At 33.5% G+C, this 22,168-nt stretch carries 25 protein-coding genes; 10 read left to right on the top strand and 15 right to left on the bottom strand.

What is annotated here, in order from left to right; all coding sequences use genetic code 11:
* Nucleotides 1-48: 48 nt before the first annotated feature.
* From JI750_RS06185 to JI750_RS06220, 8 genes are all read left to right on the top strand, one after another.
* On the top strand, nucleotides 49-384 hold the full coding sequence (locus tag JI750_RS06185; RefSeq protein WP_091494899.1) for a hypothetical protein: 336 nt from the start codon (nucleotides 49-51) through the stop codon (nucleotides 382-384).
* Nucleotides 385-386: 2 nt separating this feature from the next.
* Nucleotides 387-1,256, top strand: coding sequence for a hypothetical protein (locus tag JI750_RS06190; RefSeq protein WP_201999421.1), 870 nt, complete (start codon nucleotides 387-389; stop codon nucleotides 1,254-1,256).
* 2 nt (nucleotides 1,257-1,258) lie between these two features.
* Nucleotides 1,259-2,341, top strand: coding sequence for an adenylosuccinate synthetase (locus tag JI750_RS06195; RefSeq protein ID WP_201999422.1), 1,083 nt, complete (start codon nucleotides 1,259-1,261; stop codon nucleotides 2,339-2,341).
* A gap of 9 nt (nucleotides 2,342-2,350) precedes the next feature.
* Nucleotides 2,351-2,878 carry a riboflavin biosynthesis intermediates N-glycosidase gene (gene ybiA / locus JI750_RS06200; RefSeq protein ID WP_201999423.1) on the top strand — a complete coding sequence of 176 codons (528 nt, stop codon included), beginning with the start codon at nucleotides 2,351-2,353 and terminating at the stop codon, nucleotides 2,876-2,878.
* Nucleotides 2,879-2,984: 106 nt separating this feature from the next.
* Entirely contained in the window at nucleotides 2,985-3,527 is a 543-nt protein-coding gene (locus JI750_RS06205; protein ID WP_201999424.1) for an RNA 2'-phosphotransferase, read from the top strand.
* A 3-nt stretch (nucleotides 3,528-3,530) separates the two neighbouring features.
* Nucleotides 3,531-4,262 carry a metallophosphoesterase family protein gene (locus JI750_RS06210; protein ID WP_201999425.1) on the top strand — a complete coding sequence of 244 codons (732 nt, stop codon included), beginning with the start codon at nucleotides 3,531-3,533 and terminating at the stop codon, nucleotides 4,260-4,262.
* A 1-nt stretch (nucleotide 4,263) separates the two neighbouring features.
* Complete coding sequence (locus tag JI750_RS06215; RefSeq protein WP_201999426.1) at nucleotides 4,264-5,199, top strand: ADP-ribosylglycohydrolase family protein; 936 nt, start codon at nucleotides 4,264-4,266, stop codon at nucleotides 5,197-5,199.
* 11 nt (nucleotides 5,200-5,210) lie between these two features.
* On the top strand, nucleotides 5,211-6,680 hold the full coding sequence (locus tag JI750_RS06220) for a nicotinate phosphoribosyltransferase (RefSeq protein WP_201999427.1): 1,470 nt from the start codon (nucleotides 5,211-5,213) through the stop codon (nucleotides 6,678-6,680).
* A 180-nt stretch (nucleotides 6,681-6,860) separates the two neighbouring features.
* Here the strand turns inward: JI750_RS06220 and nadD are convergent, their stop codons facing one another.
* From nadD to JI750_RS06245, 5 genes are all read right to left on the bottom strand, one after another.
* Nucleotides 6,861-7,442, bottom strand: a complete 582-nt coding sequence (nadD, locus tag JI750_RS06225; RefSeq protein ID WP_201999428.1) for a nicotinate (nicotinamide) nucleotide adenylyltransferase — start codon at nucleotides 7,440-7,442, stop codon at nucleotides 6,861-6,863.
* 32 nt (nucleotides 7,443-7,474) lie between these two features.
* A complete protein-coding gene (locus tag JI750_RS06230; RefSeq protein WP_111287307.1) occupies nucleotides 7,475-7,834 on the bottom strand; it encodes a four helix bundle protein in 360 nt (119 codons plus the stop codon).
* A gap of 46 nt (nucleotides 7,835-7,880) precedes the next feature.
* Nucleotides 7,881-8,456, bottom strand: a complete 576-nt coding sequence (gene gmk / locus JI750_RS06235; protein WP_201999429.1) for a guanylate kinase — start codon at nucleotides 8,454-8,456, stop codon at nucleotides 7,881-7,883.
* Between the two features lie 77 nt (nucleotides 8,457-8,533).
* Nucleotides 8,534-9,394 (bottom strand): YicC/YloC family endoribonuclease, encoded by an 861-nt coding sequence (locus JI750_RS06240; protein ID WP_201999430.1) that lies wholly within the window; start codon nucleotides 9,392-9,394, stop codon nucleotides 8,534-8,536.
* A gap of 95 nt (nucleotides 9,395-9,489) precedes the next feature.
* Nucleotides 9,490-9,837 carry an arsenate reductase family protein gene (locus tag JI750_RS06245; protein ID WP_201999431.1) on the bottom strand — a complete coding sequence of 116 codons (348 nt, stop codon included), beginning with the start codon at nucleotides 9,835-9,837 and terminating at the stop codon, nucleotides 9,490-9,492.
* Between the two features lie 79 nt (nucleotides 9,838-9,916).
* Here JI750_RS06245 and JI750_RS06250 point away from each other — a divergent pair, with 79 nt between their 5' ends.
* On the top strand, nucleotides 9,917-10,372 hold the full coding sequence (locus JI750_RS06250) for a DinB family protein (protein ID WP_201999432.1): 456 nt from the start codon (nucleotides 9,917-9,919) through the stop codon (nucleotides 10,370-10,372).
* 31 nt (nucleotides 10,373-10,403) lie between these two features.
* On the opposite strand, the gene JI750_RS06255 is transcribed toward JI750_RS06250, so the two are convergent.
* The 6 genes from JI750_RS06255 to JI750_RS06280 all read right to left on the bottom strand — a co-directional run bounded on the left by JI750_RS06255 (nucleotide 10,404) and on the right by JI750_RS06280 (nucleotide 17,432).
* Nucleotides 10,404-10,892 (bottom strand): septal ring lytic transglycosylase RlpA family protein, encoded by a 489-nt coding sequence (locus JI750_RS06255; protein WP_201999433.1) that lies wholly within the window; start codon nucleotides 10,890-10,892, stop codon nucleotides 10,404-10,406.
* A gap of 90 nt (nucleotides 10,893-10,982) precedes the next feature.
* Nucleotides 10,983-11,405 carry a hypothetical protein gene (locus JI750_RS06260; protein WP_111365605.1) on the bottom strand — a complete coding sequence of 141 codons (423 nt, stop codon included), beginning with the start codon at nucleotides 11,403-11,405 and terminating at the stop codon, nucleotides 10,983-10,985.
* Between the two features lie 106 nt (nucleotides 11,406-11,511).
* Nucleotides 11,512-14,289 (bottom strand): TonB-dependent receptor, encoded by a 2,778-nt coding sequence (locus tag JI750_RS06265; protein ID WP_201999434.1) that lies wholly within the window; start codon nucleotides 14,287-14,289, stop codon nucleotides 11,512-11,514.
* 324 nt (nucleotides 14,290-14,613) lie between these two features.
* Nucleotides 14,614-16,257 (bottom strand): glucose-6-phosphate isomerase, encoded by a 1,644-nt coding sequence (gene pgi, locus JI750_RS06270; RefSeq protein ID WP_201999435.1) that lies wholly within the window; start codon nucleotides 16,255-16,257, stop codon nucleotides 14,614-14,616.
* A gap of 117 nt (nucleotides 16,258-16,374) precedes the next feature.
* Nucleotides 16,375-16,860, bottom strand: coding sequence for a lipocalin-like domain-containing protein (locus tag JI750_RS06275; protein ID WP_201999436.1), 486 nt, complete (start codon nucleotides 16,858-16,860; stop codon nucleotides 16,375-16,377).
* An 11-nt stretch (nucleotides 16,861-16,871) separates the two neighbouring features.
* Complete coding sequence (locus JI750_RS06280) at nucleotides 16,872-17,432, bottom strand: short chain dehydrogenase (RefSeq protein ID WP_201999437.1); 561 nt, start codon at nucleotides 17,430-17,432, stop codon at nucleotides 16,872-16,874.
* Nucleotides 17,433-17,527: 95 nt separating this feature from the next.
* Here JI750_RS06280 and JI750_RS06285 point away from each other — a divergent pair, with 95 nt between their 5' ends.
* Nucleotides 17,528-18,370, top strand: coding sequence for an AraC family transcriptional regulator (locus JI750_RS06285; protein ID WP_201999438.1), 843 nt, complete (start codon nucleotides 17,528-17,530; stop codon nucleotides 18,368-18,370).
* A 16-nt stretch (nucleotides 18,371-18,386) separates the two neighbouring features.
* On the opposite strand, the gene JI750_RS06290 is transcribed toward JI750_RS06285, so the two are convergent.
* From JI750_RS06290 to JI750_RS06305, 4 genes are read right to left on the bottom strand one after another with little or no spacing between them, the layout of a single operon-like run.
* Nucleotides 18,387-19,007, bottom strand: a complete 621-nt coding sequence (locus JI750_RS06290) for a hypothetical protein (protein ID WP_201999439.1) — start codon at nucleotides 19,005-19,007, stop codon at nucleotides 18,387-18,389.
* Between the two features lie 23 nt (nucleotides 19,008-19,030).
* Nucleotides 19,031-20,251 carry a peptidoglycan DD-metalloendopeptidase family protein gene (locus tag JI750_RS06295; protein ID WP_201999440.1) on the bottom strand — a complete coding sequence of 407 codons (1,221 nt, stop codon included), beginning with the start codon at nucleotides 20,249-20,251 and terminating at the stop codon, nucleotides 19,031-19,033.
* Between the two features lie 25 nt (nucleotides 20,252-20,276).
* Complete coding sequence (locus JI750_RS06300; protein ID WP_201999441.1) at nucleotides 20,277-21,218, bottom strand: tryptophan 2,3-dioxygenase family protein; 942 nt, start codon at nucleotides 21,216-21,218, stop codon at nucleotides 20,277-20,279.
* Nucleotides 21,218-21,988 (bottom strand): DUF3108 domain-containing protein, encoded by a 771-nt coding sequence (locus JI750_RS06305; RefSeq protein WP_201999442.1) that lies wholly within the window; start codon nucleotides 21,986-21,988, stop codon nucleotides 21,218-21,220. The genes JI750_RS06300 and JI750_RS06305 overlap by 1 nt, the downstream gene beginning before the upstream one ends.
* Between the last annotated feature and the right edge of the window lie 180 nt (nucleotides 21,989-22,168).

Consider the following 22,168-nt stretch of genomic DNA (forward strand, 5'->3'; position numbering starts at 1 on the left):
TGCACAACTTGAAATAAGAAAAACCTGAAACAAAACAACCAAAATATTATGAGCGACGATTTAAAACCAAGATTCATTGAGTCTTTAAGAAGAAATAATGATCAGATAAGAGAAGACAGAGCCAAAGTAATTGGTGAAGATTCTGAATTAATATACAGAAGAAGAGTCGAAGATATTGAATTAAAAATAAAAAGACTCGAAAGAGAACAAGAGGGGCTAATTGATATTAGTCCATTGGATAAAAACAGTTTGACTTTTGCGGATTTCCAGCCAGAAGCTTTTGTACAAAAAGACATGGAGCTTTCGTTGACCATCAGAAATTTAAACATCCAATTTGAGGTTACAAAAAAGAGATTTGAGTATTTATTTGGTAAAAAATATTAGCCATGGGAGGTACAAGATATGATTTCGGAGCTCGCGAAAGCAGAGCAAAAAAGGTAGGTTATGCTAGTAAATCAGCTAGTGAGATTTTTACACAGAATGCATTACGAATGGCTCATGAATCGATGAATCCAAACGGGGTAATTTTTAGAGAAGCCAGAGATTCAGATGTGCATCCAAATACAGTTCCAATTATTTTAGGATTGGACGTGACCGGAAGTATGGGACATATTCCACACGAATTGATAAAAGAAGGACTTCCAAAGTTAATGGGAGGAATTATTCAAGGAGGCGTTCCGGATCCTGCACTTTTATTCTTGGGAATAGGAGATCACGAATGCGACAGATATCCGCTTCAAGTTGGACAGTTTGAATCTGGTGACGAAGAATTAGATATGTGGTTAACAAGAACTTACATAGAAGGTGGCGGAGGCGGAAACGCTGGAGAAAGTTATCTTTTGGCTTGGTATTTTGCCGCATTTCATACCAAAACAGATGCATTCGAAAAAAGAGGACAAAAAGGATTGTTGTTTACTGTTGGCGATGAACCAGGTTTGAAAACACTTCCAGCTTCAGCAATTAAAGAAATTATGGGGCAGGGACAACAGACTTATACGCATCTTGAATTATTGGCAGAAGCGCAAAAAAGATACGACGTTTATCATATTAGTGTCTTGCATTCAGGACAAGCCATTAACGCTGATGTAGAATGGAAAGAATTACTGGGACAAAATTGTTTGTCTATAGAAGATCATAGAGAAATTCCAAATGTAATTAAAAAGATTATCTGCGATAAGCATAAAAGTTCTGGTTTAGGACCAATACCAGTTTCTGATGCAAGTGATAACAGCTTAGATAATATAGAAATGCTTTAAAAATGAAAACAGCGAAAATAGTTATAGGTTTAGGATTTGGTGATGAAGGAAAAGGCATAACAACAGATTTTCTGGCAAAACAAAACCCTGAATCTATAGTTATTCGCTTTTCAGGAGGACAGCAGGCCGCTCATACCGTCATGATCGGTAATAGAAAACACGTGCATTCGAGTTTTGCAAGCGGAGCACTTCGTGGTCTTCCGTCTTATTACAGCGAGCACTGTACGATTCATCCGCTTTTTTTGTATAACGAAAGAGAAGAATTAAAAGAAAAAAACGCTAATCTGGATCTGTATATTCATCCTTTAGCAAAAGTTACCACTCCGTTTGACGTCTGGCACAACAGAGGGAATGTGAGAAACATTGAAAACGGAACCTGCGGAAAAGGCATTGGTTCAACGATGAAAAGAAATGAAGGTCCGTATAAATTGTTTGCTATCGATTTGATTGCTCCTCGCGAAATGCTTTTAGAAAAACTAAACCAAATCGCATATTACTATGGCTTTTTAAATGAAAGTGGAATTGAGGAAGAAATCAATGCATATTTAGAAGCAATAGATAAATTAAAGTGGAATATTGTCGATTATACGTTTCTTTCAAAATACGAAAATCTGATTTTTGAAGGCAGTCAAGGAATTCTGCTCGACATGGATCACGGAGTTTTTCCGAATGTAACCTATGCCAATACCACTTCAAAAAATGCAATTGAAATTTGTAATAAACTAAAAATTGAAGATGTCGAAGTGTACTACGCAACCAGAAGTTACACCACAAGACATGGTCACGGCTGGATGCCAAATGAAAGAGAAATACAATTAAAAAACAACGAAGAAGAAACCTGCGTTTTTAACGAATATCAAAAACAGCTCAGATTTGGAGATCTGGATTATGATTTGTTGAATTACGCTTTAAAATTAGATGCCGCTTATAGTCCGAATGCAAAAAGAAATTTGGTTGTAACGTGCATGGATCAGTTAGAAAAGGGTTATAAATTTGAAAAACTAACAACAGATTTCGATACCATTTACGGATCATTTTCTCCAGATTCAAAAGATTTTAAAAAGATTACTTCTTTGTATCAATAATTAGAAAAAATGAAATACAATATAGAAAATATAGTTCCAGAAAGTAAGTTTTTATTTTTCTGGGGACACCAGCCAAGTAAAGACGGAACGATTACTAAAACCTGTTTCAGCCAATGGTGGTTAAGTTCGTTCGAAGTTAATGATGTAACTTATAAAACAGCTGAACACTGGATGATGGCCAAAAAAGCGGAATTGTTCAAGGATCAGGAAATTTTAGAAAAAATTATAAAATGCAATTCACCTGCCGAAGCCAAAAAACTAGGACGCAAAGTGAGAAATTACGATGACAAAATCTGGTTAGAAAACCGATTTGAAATTGTAAAAGAAGGAAACTATCATAAATTCAGTCAAAATCCTGATTTGAAAACTTTTTTATTAAATACAAACGATAGAGTTATTGTAGAAGCGAGTCCAGTAGATCCAATTTGGGGAATCGGAATGGCAAGCGATCATACAGAGGCGCTAAATCCTGAAAAATGGAAAGGTTTGAATTTGTTAGGTTTTGCTTTGATGGAAGTTAGGGATGAATTGAGATAAATATTATCGATCAAAATTGTTCCGCTAGGAACATCGCGTCGGTAGAATGATTATAGAATTCCAAAGATGTTCCGTAGGAACATTTCATTGGTAAAAAAAGAAAAAAATGAATGAAAACATAGCAAAAAGCGTCAGCAAGTTTTTAAGTCTGGTGCTTAGACATTCGCCAGAAAAAATCGGATTAAAATTAGACGAAAATGGTTGGGCAGATGTTGAAGAATTAATTATAAAATGTAATAAAAAAGGACAACGCATGGACGCAGAACTTTTAGATTACGTCATAGAAAATAACGATAAAAAGCGTTTTGCTTACAATGAAGATAAAACCAAAATCCGTGCAAGTCAGGGACATTCGATTTCGGTTGAATTAAACCTGGCAGAAACAGAACCTTTGGAATATTTGTACCACGGAACGGTTGGGAAGTTTATGGAAAACATTCGAGCAGAAGGTTTGAAGAAAATGAGTCGCCAACATGTGCATTTAAGCAAAGACAAAGAAACGGCAACAAAAGTCGGAAGCAGAAGAGGAGTGCCACAGATTTTAACTGTTAGAAGCGGAGCGATGCACAGAGACGGATTTAAATTTTATTTATCCGAAAATAATGTCTGGTTGACTGATGAGGTTCCTTCGAAATACATTGAATTTTAAAAAATGAAAAGAACACTAGTTTTTGGAGATATTCATGGAGCATTAAACGCTTTGTTTCAATTACTGGACAGAATTGATGTGTCTGAAAATGATCGGCTAATTTTCTTAGGAGATTATGTAGATGGTTGGAGCGAATCGGCTCAGGTTATTGATTTTCTTATTGAATTATCTCAAAAACACGAATGTATTTTTATAAAAGGAAATCACGATGCTTGGTGTCAAGATTGGTTGATGAACGATGTTGTAAATGATATCTGGTTTCTTCACGGAGGAAAATCGACAATAGAAAGTTATCAGAATTTTGGTCTTTCAGAAAAGAACAAGCATCAGGAATTCTTTAATCAGATGAAAGATTATTTCGTAGATGAAAACAACAATCTTTTTATTCACGCTGGATTCTCCTCTATGCATGGACCAGAAAAAGAACATTACCAAACCAATTTTTCGTGGGACAGAACATTATGGGAAATGGCACTGACAATGGACAAGCGAATCAAAAAAGATTCGATTTTATATCCAAAAAGGTTATTGCTCTTTAATGAAATCTACATAGGTCATACGCCAACGTTTCATTACGATGTAGAAATCCCAATGCAAGGTTGTAATGTTTGGAATATTGATACTGGAGCGGGTTTTTACGGAAAACTTTCCTGTATTGATGTAGAATCAAAAGAATTTTGGCAGAGTGATGTCGTGCAAACCTTGTATCCTAACGAGAAAGGAAGAAATAAATAAAATGAAAAATAGAATAGAATCTGGTTTATTTGGCTTGGCTGTTGGCGATGCTTTGGGGGTTCCGGTTGAATTTCAATCAAGAGCTTATTTAAAACAAAATCCAGTTACAGAAATGTTTGGTTTTGGAACACATCATCAGCCAATTGGAACTTGGAGCGATGACAGTTCACTTGCTTTTTGTTTAGCGGAGAGTTTATGTTTGGGCTATGATTTGAATGATATTGCAAGGAACTTTGTAAAATGGTATAGCGCAGAATTATGGACACCACACGGACAAGTTTTTGATATTGGAATAGCAACCAGAAATGCAATTTTAAATATTGCAAAAGGACATCAGCCCGATTTATGCGGAGGATTTTCTGAAAATGATAACGGAAATGGTTCCTTAATGCGTATTTTGCCATTGGTTTTTTATCTTCAAAAAGAAAATAGCGTTGAAGTTATTTATCAAAGGGTAAAAGAAGTTTCATCAATAACACATGCGCATTTCAGATCTGTATTTGCTTGTTTTATTTACGTGGTTTATTGTTTGGAAATTTTAAAAGATAAAGATAAATTCGAAGCTTATAAAAACACGCAACTTGTTCTTTCTGAATTTCTGAAAGATAAAAGTTTTAATCTCGTTGAAATCGGATTATTTGATAGAATTTTGAAAAATGATATTTCAAAATGCAATGAAAATGAAATTCATTCTTCGGGTTATGTGCTTCATAGTTTAGAAGCGAGCATTTGGTGTTTTCTAAATTCGAATTCTTTTGAAGAAACTGTTTTAAAAGCAGTTAATTTAGGGCAAGATACAGATACGACCGGTGCAATTGCGGGAGGATTGGCAGGAATTTATTATGGAATCGAGAATATTCCGCAAAAATGGATTGAGAATTTAGTAAGAACAAATGATATAAAAGATTTAGCACAACGCTTATCAAGTAAAATATAAATAACTTATATATGAACCCACTACTATTAACTGACGGTTACAAAGTTGACCACAGAAGACAATACCCAGACGGAACCACAATCGTATATTCTAACTGGACACCAAGAAAATCAAGAATTGAAACAGTTGATGAGGTAATCTTTTTTGGATTGCAGTATTTCATTAAAAAATATATCATTCATGACTTCGAAGAGGATTTCTTCAAAAAGCCAAAAGAAGAAGTGATTAAAAAGTATTCTCGCAGAATCAATAATTACTTAGGCGAAAATTTAGTTGGAACTAAACATATAGAAGATTTACACGATTTAGGGTATATTCCGATGGTATTTAAAGCTTTGCCAGAAGGCGCGAGTGTTCCGTTGCGAGTTCCAATGTTCACGATGTATAATACAATTCCAGAATTTTTCTGGCTGACGAATTATTTCGAAACATTACTTTCAGCAGTAGTTTGGTTGCCTTGTAATTCAGCTACAATTGCAAAAGAATATAGAAAAGTATTAGATAAATATGCAGCAGAAACGTCTTCTGTTCCAGAATTTGTAGATTGGCAAGCACATGATTTCTCAATGAGAGGAATGGGCGGAATCGAAGCGGCATTAACTTCTGCAGCTGGACATTTATTGAGTTTTACAGGATCTGATACAATTCCTGCAATTGATTTCTTAGAAGAATATTACAATGCCAATTCAGATCTAGAATTGGTTGCAGGTTCAGTAGCCGCAACAGAACATTCTGTTATGTGTATGGGAACAACAGAAGGGGAGTATGAAACTTTCAAAAGGTTAATTACAGAAGTATATCCAAAAGGAATTGTTTCTATCGTTTCAGACACTTGGGATTTATGGAAAGTTTTAACGGATTATCTTCCAAGATTAAAAGAAGAAATTGTTTCAAGAGAAGGTAAAGTTGTAATTCGTCCTGACAGCGGTGATCCAGTAGATATTATCTGTGGAAATCCAAATGGAAAAACAGAACAAGAGAAAAAAGGCGTTATCGAATTGCTTTGGGATGTTTTTGGCGGTACAACAAACGCGAAAGGATTCAAAGAATTGGTTCCGCAAATTGGAGCAATTTATGGAGATAGTATTACAGTAGCAAGAGCAACTCAAATCTGCGAAAGATTAAGAGAAAAAGGATTTGCTTCTACAAATGTTGTTTTAGGAATTGGATCTTTCACATATCAATATAATACCAGAGATACTTTCGGTTTTGCAATGAAAGCAACTTACGGAGAAGTAAACGGAGAAGGAAGAGCCATCTTCAAAGATCCAATTACAGATGACGGAACTAAAAAATCGGCTAAAGGATTGATGAAAATTGATTTAATCGACGGCAAGTATCATTTAACCGATAATGTTTCTTGGGAAGAAGAAAAACAAGGCGAATTGAAAGAGGTTTTCAGAGATGGAAAACTTTTGGTTGATCAATCACTGAATGAAATAAGAGCAAGAGTAAAAAGCGAAGTAAGCATCGAAGCTTAATTATAGCAAAAAGCCTGAATTTAGAATTCAGGCTTTTTTATTGCAGTCTATTGTCATTTCGACCGAAGGGAGAAATCACACTCGTAAATCGACAAAGATGGAATGCTCTTTACGGAGTTTCTTGTGTGATTTCTCCCTTCGGTCGAAATGACAAGATTTTATATAAACTGTTTAGAGAATTTACTTCTTATAAAAATTATTATGATCAATATATTCCCAAACCTTTGGAGGCAATAAAGGCTGAATATTTTTACCTTCTTTAATACTGTTTCGAATAAAAGTTGAAGAAATTTCTACAATTGGCGCATCGATTACATGAATTTTCGGATGCGATTTTAACTCTACATTTTCAGGTTCTTCAGAAATTCTCGGATAAACATAAATATCATGATTTTCGAGAATCACTTCATAGTTTCTCCATTTGTGAAGCGTTTTTAGATTGTCTTCGCCCATGATTAAAGAAAATTCATGAGTTGGATATTTTTCCTTTAAATACTCCAAAGTAATTACAGTATAACTCGGTTGAGGTAATTTAAACTCAATATCTGACGGTTTTATTTTCGGATAATCTTCTGTTGCTAGATAAACCATTTGCAAACGCTGTTGGTCGTCTAACAAAGTCGCTTTCTTTTTTAACGGATTATGTGGTGTAACAACCATCCAAATCTGATCCAAATCTGCAAACTCAGCCATGTGATTGGCAATGATCAAATGACCAACATGAATGGGGTTATATGTTCCGAAATATAGGCCTATTTTCATAGTTGTAGTAACTAGTGCTTAGTAAAGAGTGATTAGTCTTTTAGTGTTTTTGAAAAGGCATTAATCATTTTTGATTCTTCCTCAATTTGATTTAAAATTTCTGCATAAAGAGTTTGATTGGTTATAAAACCAAGGTCATTAGCAATTAATAATTGAGTTTCGATTTCAAACAAAGAACCTCTCGATATATTTAAAAAATGACTAAAAGATTTATCGGTATTGCGGCCATAACCTTCTGCTATATTTGAGGGAATAGAAACAGAAGCTCTTTTTAACTGACTTGTTAAAGCGTATAATTCTTCTTGAGGAAATGATTTTACTAACTGATAAACTAAAGAAACTATTTTAACTCCTTTTTGCCAAACCAATAAATCTTTATAAGACTTGATCATACTTATTTTTTAAGCTAATGACTAATGACTAATTACTATTCACTAATCACTTTTTAGAAATGAAATCTTTCACTAATTGATGTGCTTCTTCAAGAGCAACAGCTAAATCATAGTTTTTGATAATTACGTCAAATTGTGGAGCAGTTGCCAATTCTACAGATGCTTTTGCTATACGCATATTGATCTTATCGTCACTTTCTGTAGAACGCTGTTTTAAGCGGCGTTTTAATTCGTCAACACTTGGCGGTTTTACGAAAACTGCTAAAGTTTGTTCTGGAAATTTATGTTTAATGCGAAGACCGCCCGCAACATCAATGTCAAAAATCACATTTTTCCCCATAGCCCAGATTCTTTCGATTTCCGATTTTAAAGTGCCATAGAAATTGTCTCGATAAACTTCTTCCCATTCCAAGAAATCTTCAGCTTTAATATGTTTTTTGAATTCTTCTAACGAAATGAAATAATAATCTTTTCCATGTACTTCTTCGCCACGTGGTTCACGTGATGCTGCCGAAATCGAAAATTCAAGATTTAAATCTTCTTGTCCTAATAAATGCTTTACGATAGTTGTTTTTCCCGATCCTGAGGGTGCCGAAAAAACAATTAATTTTCCTTTGTTCATTATGTATGCTTTAGGCTTTAAGCAGTGTCTCAAAGCTTTTTTATTATGTGTTGGATTTTTGTGTATCGCTTAAAGCTTTATAATACGTTTAAAACCTGCTCTTTTATCTTCTCCAATTCATCCTTCATCATTACGACTAATTTCTGCATTTGAGCATGATTCGATTTAGAACCCATTGTATTGATTTCGCGTCCCATTTCCTGAGTAATGAAACCAAGTTTTCTTCCGTTTGCTTCAGAACCATTAAGAGTTTCTATAAAGTAGTCTAAATGGTTTCCTAAACGAACTTTTTCTTCTGTAATATCTAGTTTTTCTAAATAATAGATTAATTCCTGTTCAAAACGATTTTCATCAACATTAACCTGTAATTCTGAAATTGCAGTTTGCAGACGATCTTTAATCGCTTGTACGCGTTCTGGATCAAGCGCCAATGTATCGTTCATGAACTGACGGATATTTCCAATTCGTAAATTGAATTCCTTTTCAAGAGATTCACCTTCGTCTTTACGGAAATTTAAAATATTTTGAAGTGCTTCGTCTATAATAACCTGAATTTGATCCCAATCATCTTCATCAATTTCTTCACGTTCTGTTTTTAATGTATCTGGCATACGAACAGCCATTTTCATCAATTCAGTTTCATCAGCATCAGGATTTACTTCTTTTAACTGTGCTATATAATATTTTACAACAGGGACATTTACTTTAGTAGAAGTTTGTTCTGCGGTACTTTCTACATAAATCGCAAAATCAATTTTTCCTCTTTCCAGTTTTGTCGAAATAAGAGTTCGTAAACCAAGTTCCATTTCGCGGTAAACCGATGGCATTCTTACATTTAAATCCAAACCTTTAGAGTTTAGAGATTTTACTTCAACGGTAATTTTCTTTGTAGGCAATTGCAAAGAAGCTTTGCCAAACCCTGTCATAGATTGTATCATATAATTGAGTATAAAGGCGCAAAGATAATTAAAAGTTTGATGCCTTGCATTGTAAATTGTGAATCAGTTTTATAGAACAAATTTTACAGTTATTCTTATGTTAGAGCATTTATAACTTCGGCTACATTTTTTTGACTGTTGCCGATGTAGATTTTTCCGTTGATAATAAAAACTGGACGACTCAAGAAAGTATAATGTTCTAAAATGTATTTTTTAAAGTCGTCTTCAGTCAAAGATTTTTCTTTTAATCCCATTGATTTGTACAATTGAGCTTTTTTGCTGAATAACGCTTCATAACTTCCAGAAAGTTTATACATTTCTTCTAGTTGTTCTTCTGTAATAGGATCTTGTCTAATGTCTTGAAAAACGAGATTGTTTTCTGGAAGACTTTTAATGATTTTTCGGCAAGTATCGCAAGACGCTAAGTAATATATTTTGTCCATTATTTTATGAATTTGTTAGAATGCAAAGAAAATCCATTTGAAGCGTAAAAATGACTAATTTTAGAAAAAAAATAAAATTATGAGTTCAGTTTTTGATGTACAAAAAACAATTAGAGAAATTCTTTTGAAAATCTTAGATAGTCATTCATTAGAACAATTAAACAAAATTCCAGATGGTTTCAGTAACAATATTATTTGGAATATAGGCCACTGTATTTCTTCGCAGCAAGTTTTGGTTTATAAATTATCGGGGCTTCCAACAATGGTTTCTGAAGATTTCGTTAACAAATACAGAAAAGGAACCAAGCCAGAAGGAGATGTTTCTCAAGCTGAGGTTGATGAAATTAGAACATTGCTTTCAACAACATTAGAAAAAACAAAAAATGATTTTGAAAGCGGTCTCTTTGTTAATTATCATGAATACACGACTAGTATCGGGTTTACACTTCGCCACATTCAAGGCGCTTTAGATTTTAATAATTATCATGAAGGACTTCATACTGGAGTTATAATGGCACTAAGAAAATTAGTTTAAATAAAAAAATCCCGCTTTAAGCGGGATTTTTTTATTCGATTATGGTTTCGATGGTAACCTTCATTGCTCCGGCACCTTTATTTTTGGTGATATCCATAAAAGCTCTTTTAGACAAATCAATTTCGCGAGTTTTTACAAATGGACCACGGTCTGTAATTTTTACGATAACAAATTTGCCGTTGGCTTCATTGGTTACTTTTACTCTAGTTCCAAAAGGAAGCTTTTTGTGAGCTGCTGTGTAGCTGTTGTTGTTGAATCTGCTTCCGTTAGCGGTTCTTTTTCCATTAAAACGATCAGCATAGTAGGAAGCGTGAGCGTTTTTCTTGTATGGTCTAAGTTTTAAACCTTTGTCTGTAAAAATAGAATCCGGTAATGGGATAATAGTTGGTTTTACATTTTTAACAGTATCTTGAATGATTTTAGGTTCTGTTGTAGGTTTGGTTTGGCTTATAACATATGTAAAGCCGCTAATTAGGGTTAAAGCGATTGTGGCGAATAAAATGTTTTTTTTATTTCTCATGGGTTATTTCTTTTCAGACTTGGGGGGAGTTTGTACAAATAATATGCCGAGATAAAAAAAGCCCTGTAGGAGGGCTTTAATTGGTGTTTTTTAGAACCAAAGGTTCCAAGGAATTCTACTTAAAATAAGCAATAATCCTAATGTGTAAAAAATAGCAAAGGTTTTAAACTTAGCTTCACTATTAACTAGTTTTTTATGTTTAGACCATCCAATAGTAATTAGGATGATAGCAATAATGTTAATTAAAGGGTGTTCTAATGATGTTAGTCTTAGTTCTGCATTAGACATTTGTCCAAATGCTGCTTTTCCAAGTGGAGAAACGAAATATAAGATTAAACCAATCAATAATTGAGTGTGCGTACCAATTAAAGCAAATAAAGCGATTTTACGATCTTTAGCTGTAAACTCTTTTTTTGAAGTTACTCCGATAATAGCATTAACAACTGCAACAACTAAAAGAAGTAATGCTAAGTATGCCCAGCCAGAGTGGAATTTTTGTAGAAAATTATACATAAACTGTGTTTTTTGTTCAAAACAAATATAACAAAAAAGGCTATAAAAAAACGGCATTAAACTTAAAAGTCAATGCCGTTTTTATTATTTATTTAGATTCTAAATTTTAGAAATCGTAACGTAATGCGAAGTTCCAAGTTCTACCGAAACCAAAGTATACTTGGTTTGTAGTAGCAATACCTTTGTATGTTGGAACAGTAGGAACATCAGAAGCAAATATATTTGTTTTTGCTTCAGCAATGTAAGTGTAATCAAAAAGGTTGTTCACGTTTAATCTGAAACCTACAGAGTTGCTTTTGTTTTTACCAACTAACAATTTGTATGATAAACCAGCATCAGCAGTACCATAAGATGGTAATTGTAATGCCCCTTTGTTATCTTCTTTAGTAAAGTTTCCTGGAGAGATAGCAGCATACAATTTGTCAGCGTAGTTGTAGTTTGCATCAACAGTAAAACGAGGTAAAATTTCATAAGTTGCTCCTAAAGCTGCAGTTGTTTGAGCAGCATCTCCAACTCTTACACCGTCAAGGTATAATGTTGTAGGAGTTCCTCCACCGATAGGATTGTTTCCAGAGTCGTAACGGTTACTTGTACTTGTACCGTCATATTGCCAATCTCCAATAGATAGCATTGCAGTAAGTGTAAGGTTGTCAAGTACTTTAGCAGTACCATCAATCTCGATACCTGAGTGAATCTCTGTAATTCCAGCGAAGTCATAGTAACCTCCAGTGTTGTCTGCAGCTCCGTCATTTTGTCTTTGGTATCTGTCTTTCCAAGAAGTACGGTATAAGTTTACGTTTGCAGAGAATTTGCTTGTACGTAGACCGTAACCAGCTTCAACAGCAAAGATTTTCTCGTTTGTTAAGTTACCATTTACAATTGAAGCATTGTTTGGGTAAACTGCATTGAAGAATGGTTGTTTTGAGTAATATCCTGAGTTAACAAAAACATTATGGTGCTCGTTGATGTTGTAGTTAACACCACCTTTTATGTTACCACCTAAGATGTTTTCGTAATCTGTACTAGATAATGGATCTGTAGTTTTATACTTGAAGTAATCAACTCTTTTAAATCCTTGTTGAGAAAGTGCACCTTGTACGAATGCAGTAAATTTGTCTGAAGTATACTCCAATTGAGTAAATCCACCATACCATCTTACATCACCATCATTGTTGAAGTTGATTTTCTCTTCTTTGTCAGTATCTTTAAATACATTCCAAGGAGCGTATGTAGAGTATGTACCGTATAAAGTTCTGCTAGGATTGTTAACATCCAAATTGTCAATGTATGAATCTGCACCTAATCTGTTATTTACGTTTTGGTAGTGAAGACCTTTATATCCTCTAACGTCAATTCCAAGATCCCAAGTTAAATTTTCTGTGAATTTTTTGTTGAAGTTAACAATTGCACCATACCAGTTGTGAGAGTTAACAGAAGAAATTTGAGAAATACCTGAAGTAGTGTCGTACTTGTAGTTTGCAGCGCTTGTACCAGTTCTACCAGTTGCAGCACTGTTTTGGAACTCTCCAGTTGTTCCGTTTGTTGTACGAACATTATCTGTATTGTTATATCTGATCACTTGTTGTCCTGTGTTCCAACGAACAATTTTGTCATAGTCAACTAAACCATCTGCAGTTCTAAATACATCAGAAGCATAGTTGTTTCCTCCAGCACCACCTGCTCCTCTAGATCCTCCTCCACGTCCGAAAGAAGCGTAAGCTACAGCAGATAATTTAGATGTTTCATTAATTTGGAAATCATAGTTTAATGAAGTTACAGGCTTGTGATAGTAGTTTCTAGTCATGTTGAAAGCCTGACCATCTTTATAACCCCAATCTGAGTTATATTTAATGTTTGGATCAGATACTGAACCGTATTTTTGATACTGTGCTATAGTGATAAAAGTATTTCTTTGATCGTGCCATTGTGGAGCACCAGTAACTGTAAATTGGAAATCGTGTTTGTTATTTTTTGTAGAATAACCAAGAGCTATATAGTAGTTATCTCCGTTAAATTGAGTTCCATCTACATAACCATCACCTTGAGTGTGGCTGTATAAAACAGATGCAGAGAATCCGCTGTCTAATTTTCCTGTGTTGTAAGCAACATTAGATTTGAAGAAATTGTCATTACCAAAAGAAGTACCAATTGTACCACCTTGTTTCAAATCTGAAGCTTTAGTTACGTAGTTCATAGTTCCTCCTACAGAAGCAATAGCTAATTTAGAAGATCCTAAACCTCTTTGAATCTGAATGAAAGAAGTAACGTCAGATAAACCAGCCCAGTTACTCCAGTAAACAGAACCATTTTCCATATCGTTAACTGGCATACCGTTAACCATTACCGCTACGTTGTTTTGGCTAAATCCACGAACTGTAATTCTTGAATCTCCAAATCCACCACCAGATTTAGTTACATAAACAGATGGAGTACTTTTAAGCATCTCAGGAAGTTCTTGGTTTCCTAATTTTGCCTGAATGTCAGCAGCTTTAATTGTTGAAACTGCAACAGGTGTTTTTCTGTCTTTTGCAATATCTACTGTGCTACTTTTAACTACAATCTCGCTTAATTCGTTTGAGTTAGAAACCAAAGTAATAGTTCCTAAGTTTGTAGTTGCGCCGTTTGACACGTTAAATTTCACAGTTTGGTTGTCATAACCTAAAAAAGAGATAACAATCTCACCTGTGCTTGATGTTGAAGTAAGAGTAAATTTACCATCAAAATCTGTTGAAGTTGCTGTAGTAGATCCTTTGATCACTACATTTGCTCCTGGTAATCCACCTGTTCCGTCGGTAATTTTACCAGTAACTTTTCCTTGAGAAAATACGGTTGAAACTATCATAAAGAATAGTCCGGTCAGTAACCAATTTTTCATTTTCTTCATTTTGTTATTGAGTTTATTGTTTTTGGCAAAATTATAACAATTAACTCAGATAATGTTATCGAAATGTTAAGAAAAATAACTTTTGTCTTTAGTGTTGCGCATTAAAATGAATATTTCGTTTTTCGTTAAAAAAAATGTTGTTTTGTTGAATTTAAATAAGTTATTTTTGTTAAAAATGCAATAATCTGAATAGTTCTGTAAGCTTAAACATGCAAATTGACCGCTTTTTTGTGTTTTTTACCGATATTTTATACGAAAAAACGCCTTAATTTTCATTAAATTAAGACGTTTCAGTATGTTACGAAATCCTTAAATTTCTGTCGTTTATTTATTTTTCAAGAAGTGATTTAATAAAAACGAAGTTGAGCTATCATGATTTTTAACAGTCTTAGTATTGATCTCATCTAAAATAGAATTTGCCAATTGTTTACCTAATTCAACTCCCCATTGGTCGAAACTGAAAATGTTCCAGATAACTCCTTGAACAAAAATCTTATGCTCATATAACGCAATTAATGATCCTAAGCTTTTTGGAGTGAGTTTTTGAATCAAAATAGTATTCGTTGGTTTGTTTCCGGTGAAAACTTTAAAAGGCAATAAATAAGATGCTTTTTCAGCTGCTAATCCTTGTTTGTCAAATTCTGCCTGAACTTGAGCTGGAGTTTTTCCGTTCATTAAAGCCTCAGTCTGAGCAAAGAAGTTAGACATTAGTTTATCGTGATGATCTTCGTTTCCGTAAAGTGGTTTTACAAATCCGACAAAATCTGTTGGAATTCTCTTAGTTCCTTGGTGAATTAATTGGAAGAAAGCGTGTTGAGAATTTGTTCCTGGTTCTCCCCAAATGATTGTTCCAGTTTGATAGTTAACAGGTTTTCCATCACGGCCAACACTTTTTCCGTTACTTTCCATAAAAGCTTGCTGTAAATAAGGAGCAAGTTTGTGTAAATATTGTGTGTATGGAATCAAAGCTTCGCTTTCGGCACCATAAAAATTATTGTACCAAACGCTTAACAAAGCTAAAATAACTGGAATGTTTTCATCAAATTCTGCCGATTTGAAATGTTGATCCATTTCATAGGCGCCATTTAATAAATCATTATAATTATCAAATCCAACAGCCAAAGCAATGCTTAAACCAACGGCACTCCAAAGAGAAAATCTTCCTCCAACCCAATCCCACATTGGGAAAACGTTGTCTGGATTAATTCCGAATTCTGTTACATTTTTAATGTTTGTAGAAACCGCCACGAAGTGTTTTGCAATGTCTTCTTGAGAAGCCGATTTTAAAAACCATTCTTTTATAGTTTCTGAATTTGAAAGCGTTTCTTGAGTTGTAAAAGTTTTAGAAACAATTACAAATAAAGTAGTTTCAGGGTTTAGTTTTTTGATAACTTCATTTACGTGGTCACCGTCAACATTTGAAACGAAATGTGTATTTAAGTGATTTTTGTAAAACTGTAAAGCTTCAACTGCCATAACAGGACCAAGGTCAGAACCACCTATTCCGATATTTACGATGTCAGTAAAAGCTTTTCCAGTGTAACCTTTTCTTTGTCCAGAGATTACTTCTTGTGTAAAGTTTTTGATCTTATTTTTTACTTCGTAAACTTCAGGAATTACATTTTCTCCGTCAACATTAATCACAGCCGATTCTGGTGCGCGCAATGCAGTGTGTAAAACGGCACGATTTTCTGTCTGATTGATTAATTCTCCACCAAAATATTGTGCAATTGCATCTTTCAATCCAATCGAGTTTGCTAATTCTAATAAAAGAGAAACAGTTTCTTGACTAATATTGTTTTTTGAATAATCTACTAAAAAATCATTCCATTGCAAGTTGAATTTTTCAGCACGTGCACTATCTTGTTGAAACAATTCTTGTATTGTGGTTTCGTGAATTGCGTTATAGTGGTTTTGTAGATTTTTCCACGCTTCAGTCCCAGTTGGGTTTGTTGTGTTTAAAGCCATTTTTATCTATAATTGAGTTTGTTTTCTGAAACACAAAAATACTGAAATAACTTTTAAAAGGGGAGCGGTTTGCAATTATATAACAATTAGTTACGAAAACGTTTTATGAAAAGTAAGTCATAACTTTTTCCAGACAACTTCAGCTGTTACCGATTTACCTCCTTGCGTAGTATTGGTCACCGCATATTTAAGTTCGTTGTTCACAAAAGTGTATAATCTCTTTTGAATTTTTCCTTCCCAATTTGGAAACGATGCCGTTTTTATTTTAAAAGTTATAGTCTTATTTGTTTCGTCAATTTCATATTCGCCAAAATGTGAATTGCTTCCTTGTACAATTGCAGTGTTTTCTTCGGGAGTGCATTTGTTTTTATCTCCAGAAATAATTTTTGCTCTTTTATCTTTATAGATCTGAACCGCATAATTTCCTTTTTCATCAAAGAATAAATAACCCTTTGGATCTGCATCATATGGAAGACTTTTTATTCCGTCAGAATTTGTGTTTTCAACCGAAACCAAGGTCCATGAACCTGAAAATTCAGATTTTTTTTGGGCATGAATTGAATTTAAGATCAAAAGCAGTAGAATTAAAATTGCGTTTTTCATCTTTTGAAAGTTTAATAGTTTACTTTAATAATTTCTCCATTTGTAGTTTCTTCAATACTTTTTGCATAAGCATTTATTAAATCTTTAGTCGGAATATCCGCAACTTTTGCCGGACTAATAGCATTTATTCTAATTCCTCTTTCCAATTCCAATGAAGTTGCTAAAACAAAACTGTTGATTCCGCCATTTACAATAGCTTTACTTATATTGTTTTTTACAGGTTTGTCACCCATTTTTCCTGAAGTGAGTGTAAATGATCCGTTATCGTTTAAGTGTTTTTGGCCAATTAAAACCAGATTAATTTGTCCAAGCAATTTGTTCTGGATGCCAATATTTAATTTTTTTTCGTCAAGCGAAAGCAAATCTCCTGTGTAGCAATCGCCCGCCACACAAATACAAGCATCAATGTTTTTTACTTCTTCAAATAATTTTTCAATTGAATTTGAATCTGATAAATCGATTCTGAAATTTCCGCTGTTTCTTCCAGCCGAAATTATTTCATGGTTTTTTGCAAAAGCAGGATGCAGTATTTTACCAATTTCTCCATTTGCGCCAATTAAAAGTATTTTCATTTTGCAGATTTTTAGTTTGTTATCTGAAACAAAATTAAGGGGTTATCGTTCGCTTAAAATTGTACTTATTGGTGCTAAAATTGTATTTTAGCATAATGACAAACAAGAATTTATATCTTCCTTTTGAAGTTGATTTTAAAGAACTGGAGCAGTTTCCTAAAACAATTCGGAAAAACAATTTCTTTGAATTGATTTATATTGTTGATGGAACAGGAATTCAAGTTATTAATGACAATAAGTTTCAATATCGAAAAGGAAATCTATTTTTGGTGACACCACAAGATGTGCACTCGTTTGAAATTATAACACCAACAAAATTCTTCTTTCTTCGATTTAATGAATATTACGTAAAAGCAGGTTCTCAAAATGCGCAATCCGAAACAGTTTTGAGAATGGAGTATATTCTTCAAAATGCAAGCCATCGACCTGGTTGTATTTTGAAAAATCAAATTGATAAACCGTTAATTGCTTCATTAATAAAAAATATAATAAGTGAGCAAAACAATCAGCAAATTTACCATCAAAAGATTATTGAGCAGATTGTAAATACAATTATTACAATTGTTGCGAGAAACATTGCGTTGAAACTTCCCAAGAATATTAAAGAAACAACAGGAGAGATGGTTCTTGAAATTTTGCATTATATTCAAGAGAACATTTACAATCCAAAAGAATTAAAATCAGAAAAAATAAGCAGTCACTTTAATATCACTCTTAATTATTTGGGTAAATATTTTAAAAAGCAAACAGGAGAAACACTGCAAGAATATATTGCAAACTACAAATTAAGATTAATTGAAGCGAGACTTTTAAATACAGATATGCGAATTAATGAAATTTCAGATGAATTAAATTTTTCGGATGAAAGCCATTTAAATAAAGTTTTTAAAAAACATAAAGGAATGAATCCTTCTGAATTTAGAAAAAGATATTCCTAATAATTAAGAAGTTTGTTTACCAAAATTTCCACCAAGGTTTTTTATTAATCTCTATTATTTTCTTTGTGATATCAACATCAATTCTTTTTGGAGATTCAGTTTTGACCTTAGAATCATCAAAAAATAACTGACCGTTTTCATCCATTCCAATTGGAAGTTTAGTTCTTTCTTTCCAAATTTCGGTTTGCAATTCTGGGATTAAAACGGCATCGATTTTTTCACGAAAGCGTTTTTGAGCTTTTTCTATAATTTCTTCCTCTAAGTTTGAAGATGAATTTTTGAAAAGTGAAATCGAATTGTCTGGAATATTTAAAAGAAAGACTTGCGTTTTATCATCCACTTTCTGAATGTCCAATACTTTAAAATAGGCGATTGAGTCTAAAAGAAAATGTCCAATTTTTGCGGAATCAGGATTAAATTTTGACAAATCTTTGGCATGCGCGCTTGCAATCAAATATCTGAAATTTCCAGAAAGACCGCCACCGATAGAAGTCATGTCGGTAAATCCTTTTTCTTGAATGATCTGTCCGACTTTATAATTTAAAATTAGATTTTCAGGTAGATTTGTATCTCTGTAAAATAATTTTAGACCAGAAAAAGTTTCATGATACATAGTTTTGAGGCGTTCATTTTTCATGATTTCCGTTTCAAAAAGATTGTTTACAAATTTCCAATGCTATCCAATTCTCTTTTCAAAGGCTCAATCTGTGTCATAAAGCGAGTTCTGTCATTTCCTGTCAAAGATTCTCCTGTTGGTAGATTCAAACGAAGTGCATCAACTTGTACGCCGTTTTTCCAGAAACGATAACAAACGTGTGGACCAGAAGCTAAACCTGTACTTCCAACTAAACCAATTGTCTGGCCTTGTGTAACGCGTTGTCCGCGGCGAACCAAAATTTTGGACATGTGTAAATATTGAGTAGAGTAGGTTCCGTTGTGTTTTACTTTTACAAAGTTTCCGTTTCCTGCTGTATATCCAGTAGTTTCTACAACTCCCGATGCTGTAGTAGAAATCGGAGTCCCTGTTGGAGCAGCATAATCAGTTCCTTTATGTGCTTTCCAAGTATGTTGTACCGGATGAAATCTATTCATAGTGAATCTTGAAGTGATTCGGCTGAATTTAATCGGAGTTTTCAAGAAGAAATTTTTAAGGGTTTTTCCTTGATCGTCATAATATTCAATTTTTCCAGAAGTAGTGTCTCTTTCAAAAGGAAAAGCATAAACGATTTTACCCTTATATTCAAAAAATGCAGCTTCAAGTTCTTCAACACCATCGTACGTTTTTCCGTTGATGAATCGTTCTTTGAAAATTAATCCGTAACGATCTCCTTTTTTAAGTTTAAAGAAGTCAATAGACCAAGAAAAGACTTTTGTAATTCTGCTGGCCAAAGCGGTTTCAACGCTTTCGTTTCCTAAAGTTTCAGAAAGTGAACTTTTTAAAACGCCACCAATCATTTTTCGTTTTAAAGTAACGGGTTTTATTTTTTTATAAGCTTTTGCAATGCTGTCTCTTAAATCAATTACATAATAGCTTAAAGCATCTGGCTGATAAATAAAAACCTCCAAATTATTGGTCTTGTTTTTGGCGCGAAGTAAAGTGAAAGGTTTGCCGTAACGAATGCTTCTAACATTAAAAGAATCTTTTACTTGCTCAACAATATCATGTACTTTTTTGTCTCCAATGTTTTGGCTTTGCAAGATTGAGCCAAAAGAATCTCCTTTTGAAATAGTATCATTAACAACATTAAAGTCTGCGTAATTAAAACCGAATTCTATTTTTTTGGTTGCTGGTTTAGTAATTTTTGCTTCTACTTTTTCTTCCTCTTTTTTACATGAAAAAATAGAAAACAAGACAATTAAAATTACGACTGCTTTTTTCAAACTTTATAAATTTTTTGTGGTGAAATTAAACTTCAGTTTCATTTCCCCAATTGGACAATTCTTCTTCGGTCCACAATTTAGGAAAAAAGATGCGTCTTTGGTATTTTGGGTGCATATATTTTTGCCAGTCGCTTCCTCCGGTTGCTTCACCATTGCCTTTTCCGCTTTCCAAAATATATTTTCTAGCAGTATTAAGGTGTTGCATTACCCAAGTAATATTTACAGTTTTGTCGTAATGGCGCATCGCTGCAATCAGTTCTGTATTTTGTTGATCTTCAACTGGTAATTGGATGAATTTTTGCCAAAGGTTTTTTGTTTTGAAAGAAGCCATTTGTCTTAAAAACTGCTCTTTATATTTCTTTTCAAATTCATTCAATAAATATGATTTTTCGCCAGTGTGATAATCTTTTCCAGCGGCTTGCCAATAAAGGTGTTCAAAGCAGGTTTCCAAATCGGTGTTTTCGTCAAAATTTGCTTTGTATCTGCGATCTGTTAAATTGATAACATCAGTCGAAGCAAATTCGATCATTCTATATTGAGCGCTTTGGAACCCGCTTGCTGGAGTAAGAGTATTTCTGAATTTCATATATTGATCTACTTCCATTCCGTTTTCCATAATGCTAAACGAATTGGTAAGCATGTCAAAGTATCTTGTGATTCTTGATAATCTTTCACTGAAAAAATCAACCTGAATGTTTTCTGTTTCTGCAATCTGATCAATCTCCCACAAAATCATTTTAAAGATTAATTCATTTACCTGATGATACATGATAAAAACCATTTCGTCAGGAAGTGTAGTGCGCTGAATTTGTAAATTTAATAGTGCATCAGTTTGAATGTAATCCCAATAAGTAATTGGTTTGGCCCAAAGCAATCCTTCTAACTGAACGTCAGTTTTTTGATTTATGGCTTGAAATTTTAGGTCAATTTCTTTTAAAATTGCTTCAGAATGATCTGTAGGGTTCATTATTTTTTTGCTTTTAGTGGACTTTTTAATCCTTTATATTCATCGAGATCGGCTTTAAGAGATCCTACGGCCAAATCTGCTTTAATTCTAATTGGAACTTTGTTTACATCGTCTGTTATCCAGAGCGTTAAACTTTCTTTTTCTTTAAACACTCTGCCTGTCTGTACTAATGGTTTGAAGACCATCGTAGAAACCGTTCCAAATTTAGTCGTAATATCTTGACGACCTACATATTTTAACTTAAATTTTGTGATTTCATCATCAAAAAACATATCGATTGTAATGGCCTCGCCAGATTTAAGTTTGTCAATGTTTGGATGGTTTCTCAAATAGTAAAAAGCAGATACAATATCTTGTACATCTTCGGTTACGATAATTGTTTTTTCTGTTTTACGCTTGTAATCTTTTACTAAAACTCTATTTTCGTTTTGATTAAAAAAACCTTCTTGATTTTTGGTATAACCACCTTCGTCAATTTTTCTAACATAACGATATGGTTTTCCTGTTTCTTTGTCAAAATAACTTTCGTATAAATCTTCTACTTTAAAGAAAAATTTGGACATTCCGGTTGTGTAACCTTTTCCAACAGAGTGAAATACCTTTTTATTGTTGACTGTAGCATCTTTAACTTCAAGAGTAGCATATCCGGCATTTACAATTCCGTAATGGATTCTAAATTTAAAGTATTCTCCAGTGTCGAAAGCGTCTTCTTTTTGAGGCGTGAACGAGAGTATTGTTAGTGCTAATATAATGAGGATGAGATTTTTCATAGTATAATCTTTACGTTTTATATAAAGGTAGACAAATGCAAATTCTATTCCAAATGTACCAAAACAAAAAAACTCAGTCAAAGATGACTGAGTTTTTATGCTATTAACTAACCAAAAAACTATAAATTATGAAATTTATATCAATTCGGAAGGAAACCACCCCTTCCTGATTTGCGGTGC

Origin of the sequence: Flavobacterium tagetis (assembly GCF_016735615.1) — a bacterium.
Classification (GTDB): domain Bacteria; phylum Bacteroidota; class Bacteroidia; order Flavobacteriales; family Flavobacteriaceae; genus Flavobacterium; species Flavobacterium tagetis.

Bases quoted from the DNA above. Each gene is read 5' to 3' on its own strand.
- JI750_RS06185 (WP_091494899.1), top strand. From the start codon at position 49: ATGAGCGACGATTTAAAACCAAGATTCATTGAGTCTTTAAGAAGAAAT.
- JI750_RS06190 (WP_201999421.1), top strand. From the start codon at position 387: ATGGGAGGTACAAGATATGATTTCGGAGCTCGCGAAAGCAGAGCAAAA.
- JI750_RS06195 (WP_201999422.1), top strand. From the start codon at position 1,259: ATGAAAACAGCGAAAATAGTTATAGGTTTAGGATTTGGTGATGAAGGA.
- ybiA (WP_201999423.1), top strand. From the start codon at position 2,351: ATGAAATACAATATAGAAAATATAGTTCCAGAAAGTAAGTTTTTATTT.
- JI750_RS06205 (WP_201999424.1), top strand. From the start codon at position 2,985: ATGAATGAAAACATAGCAAAAAGCGTCAGCAAGTTTTTAAGTCTGGTG.
- JI750_RS06210 (WP_201999425.1), top strand. From the start codon at position 3,531: ATGAAAAGAACACTAGTTTTTGGAGATATTCATGGAGCATTAAACGCT.
- JI750_RS06215 (WP_201999426.1), top strand. From the start codon at position 4,264: ATGAAAAATAGAATAGAATCTGGTTTATTTGGCTTGGCTGTTGGCGAT.
- JI750_RS06220 (WP_201999427.1), top strand. From the start codon at position 5,211: ATGAACCCACTACTATTAACTGACGGTTACAAAGTTGACCACAGAAGA.
- nadD (WP_201999428.1), bottom strand. From the start codon at position 7,442: ATGAAAATAGGCCTATATTTCGGAACATATAACCCCATTCATGTTGGT.
- JI750_RS06230 (WP_111287307.1), bottom strand. From the start codon at position 7,834: ATGATCAAGTCTTATAAAGATTTATTGGTTTGGCAAAAAGGAGTTAAA.
- gmk (WP_201999429.1), bottom strand. From the start codon at position 8,456: ATGAACAAAGGAAAATTAATTGTTTTTTCGGCACCCTCAGGATCGGGA.
- JI750_RS06240 (WP_201999430.1), bottom strand. From the start codon at position 9,394: ATGATACAATCTATGACAGGGTTTGGCAAAGCTTCTTTGCAATTGCCT.
- JI750_RS06245 (WP_201999431.1), bottom strand. From the start codon at position 9,837: ATGGACAAAATATATTACTTAGCGTCTTGCGATACTTGCCGAAAAATC.
- JI750_RS06250 (WP_201999432.1), top strand. From the start codon at position 9,917: ATGAGTTCAGTTTTTGATGTACAAAAAACAATTAGAGAAATTCTTTTG.
- JI750_RS06255 (WP_201999433.1), bottom strand. From the start codon at position 10,892: ATGAGAAATAAAAAAAACATTTTATTCGCCACAATCGCTTTAACCCTA.
- JI750_RS06260 (WP_111365605.1), bottom strand. From the start codon at position 11,405: ATGTATAATTTTCTACAAAAATTCCACTCTGGCTGGGCATACTTAGCA.
- JI750_RS06265 (WP_201999434.1), bottom strand. From the start codon at position 14,289: ATGAAGAAAATGAAAAATTGGTTACTGACCGGACTATTCTTTATGATA.
- pgi (WP_201999435.1), bottom strand. From the start codon at position 16,257: ATGGCTTTAAACACAACAAACCCAACTGGGACTGAAGCGTGGAAAAAT.
- JI750_RS06275 (WP_201999436.1), bottom strand. From the start codon at position 16,860: ATGAAAAACGCAATTTTAATTCTACTGCTTTTGATCTTAAATTCAATT.
- JI750_RS06280 (WP_201999437.1), bottom strand. From the start codon at position 17,432: ATGAAAATACTTTTAATTGGCGCAAATGGAGAAATTGGTAAAATACTG.
- JI750_RS06285 (WP_201999438.1), top strand. From the start codon at position 17,528: ATGACAAACAAGAATTTATATCTTCCTTTTGAAGTTGATTTTAAAGAA.
- JI750_RS06290 (WP_201999439.1), bottom strand. From the start codon at position 19,007: ATGAAAAATGAACGCCTCAAAACTATGTATCATGAAACTTTTTCTGGT.
- JI750_RS06300 (WP_201999441.1), bottom strand. From the start codon at position 21,218: ATGAACCCTACAGATCATTCTGAAGCAATTTTAAAAGAAATTGACCTA.
- JI750_RS06305 (WP_201999442.1), bottom strand. From the start codon at position 21,988: ATGAAAAATCTCATCCTCATTATATTAGCACTAACAATACTCTCGTTC.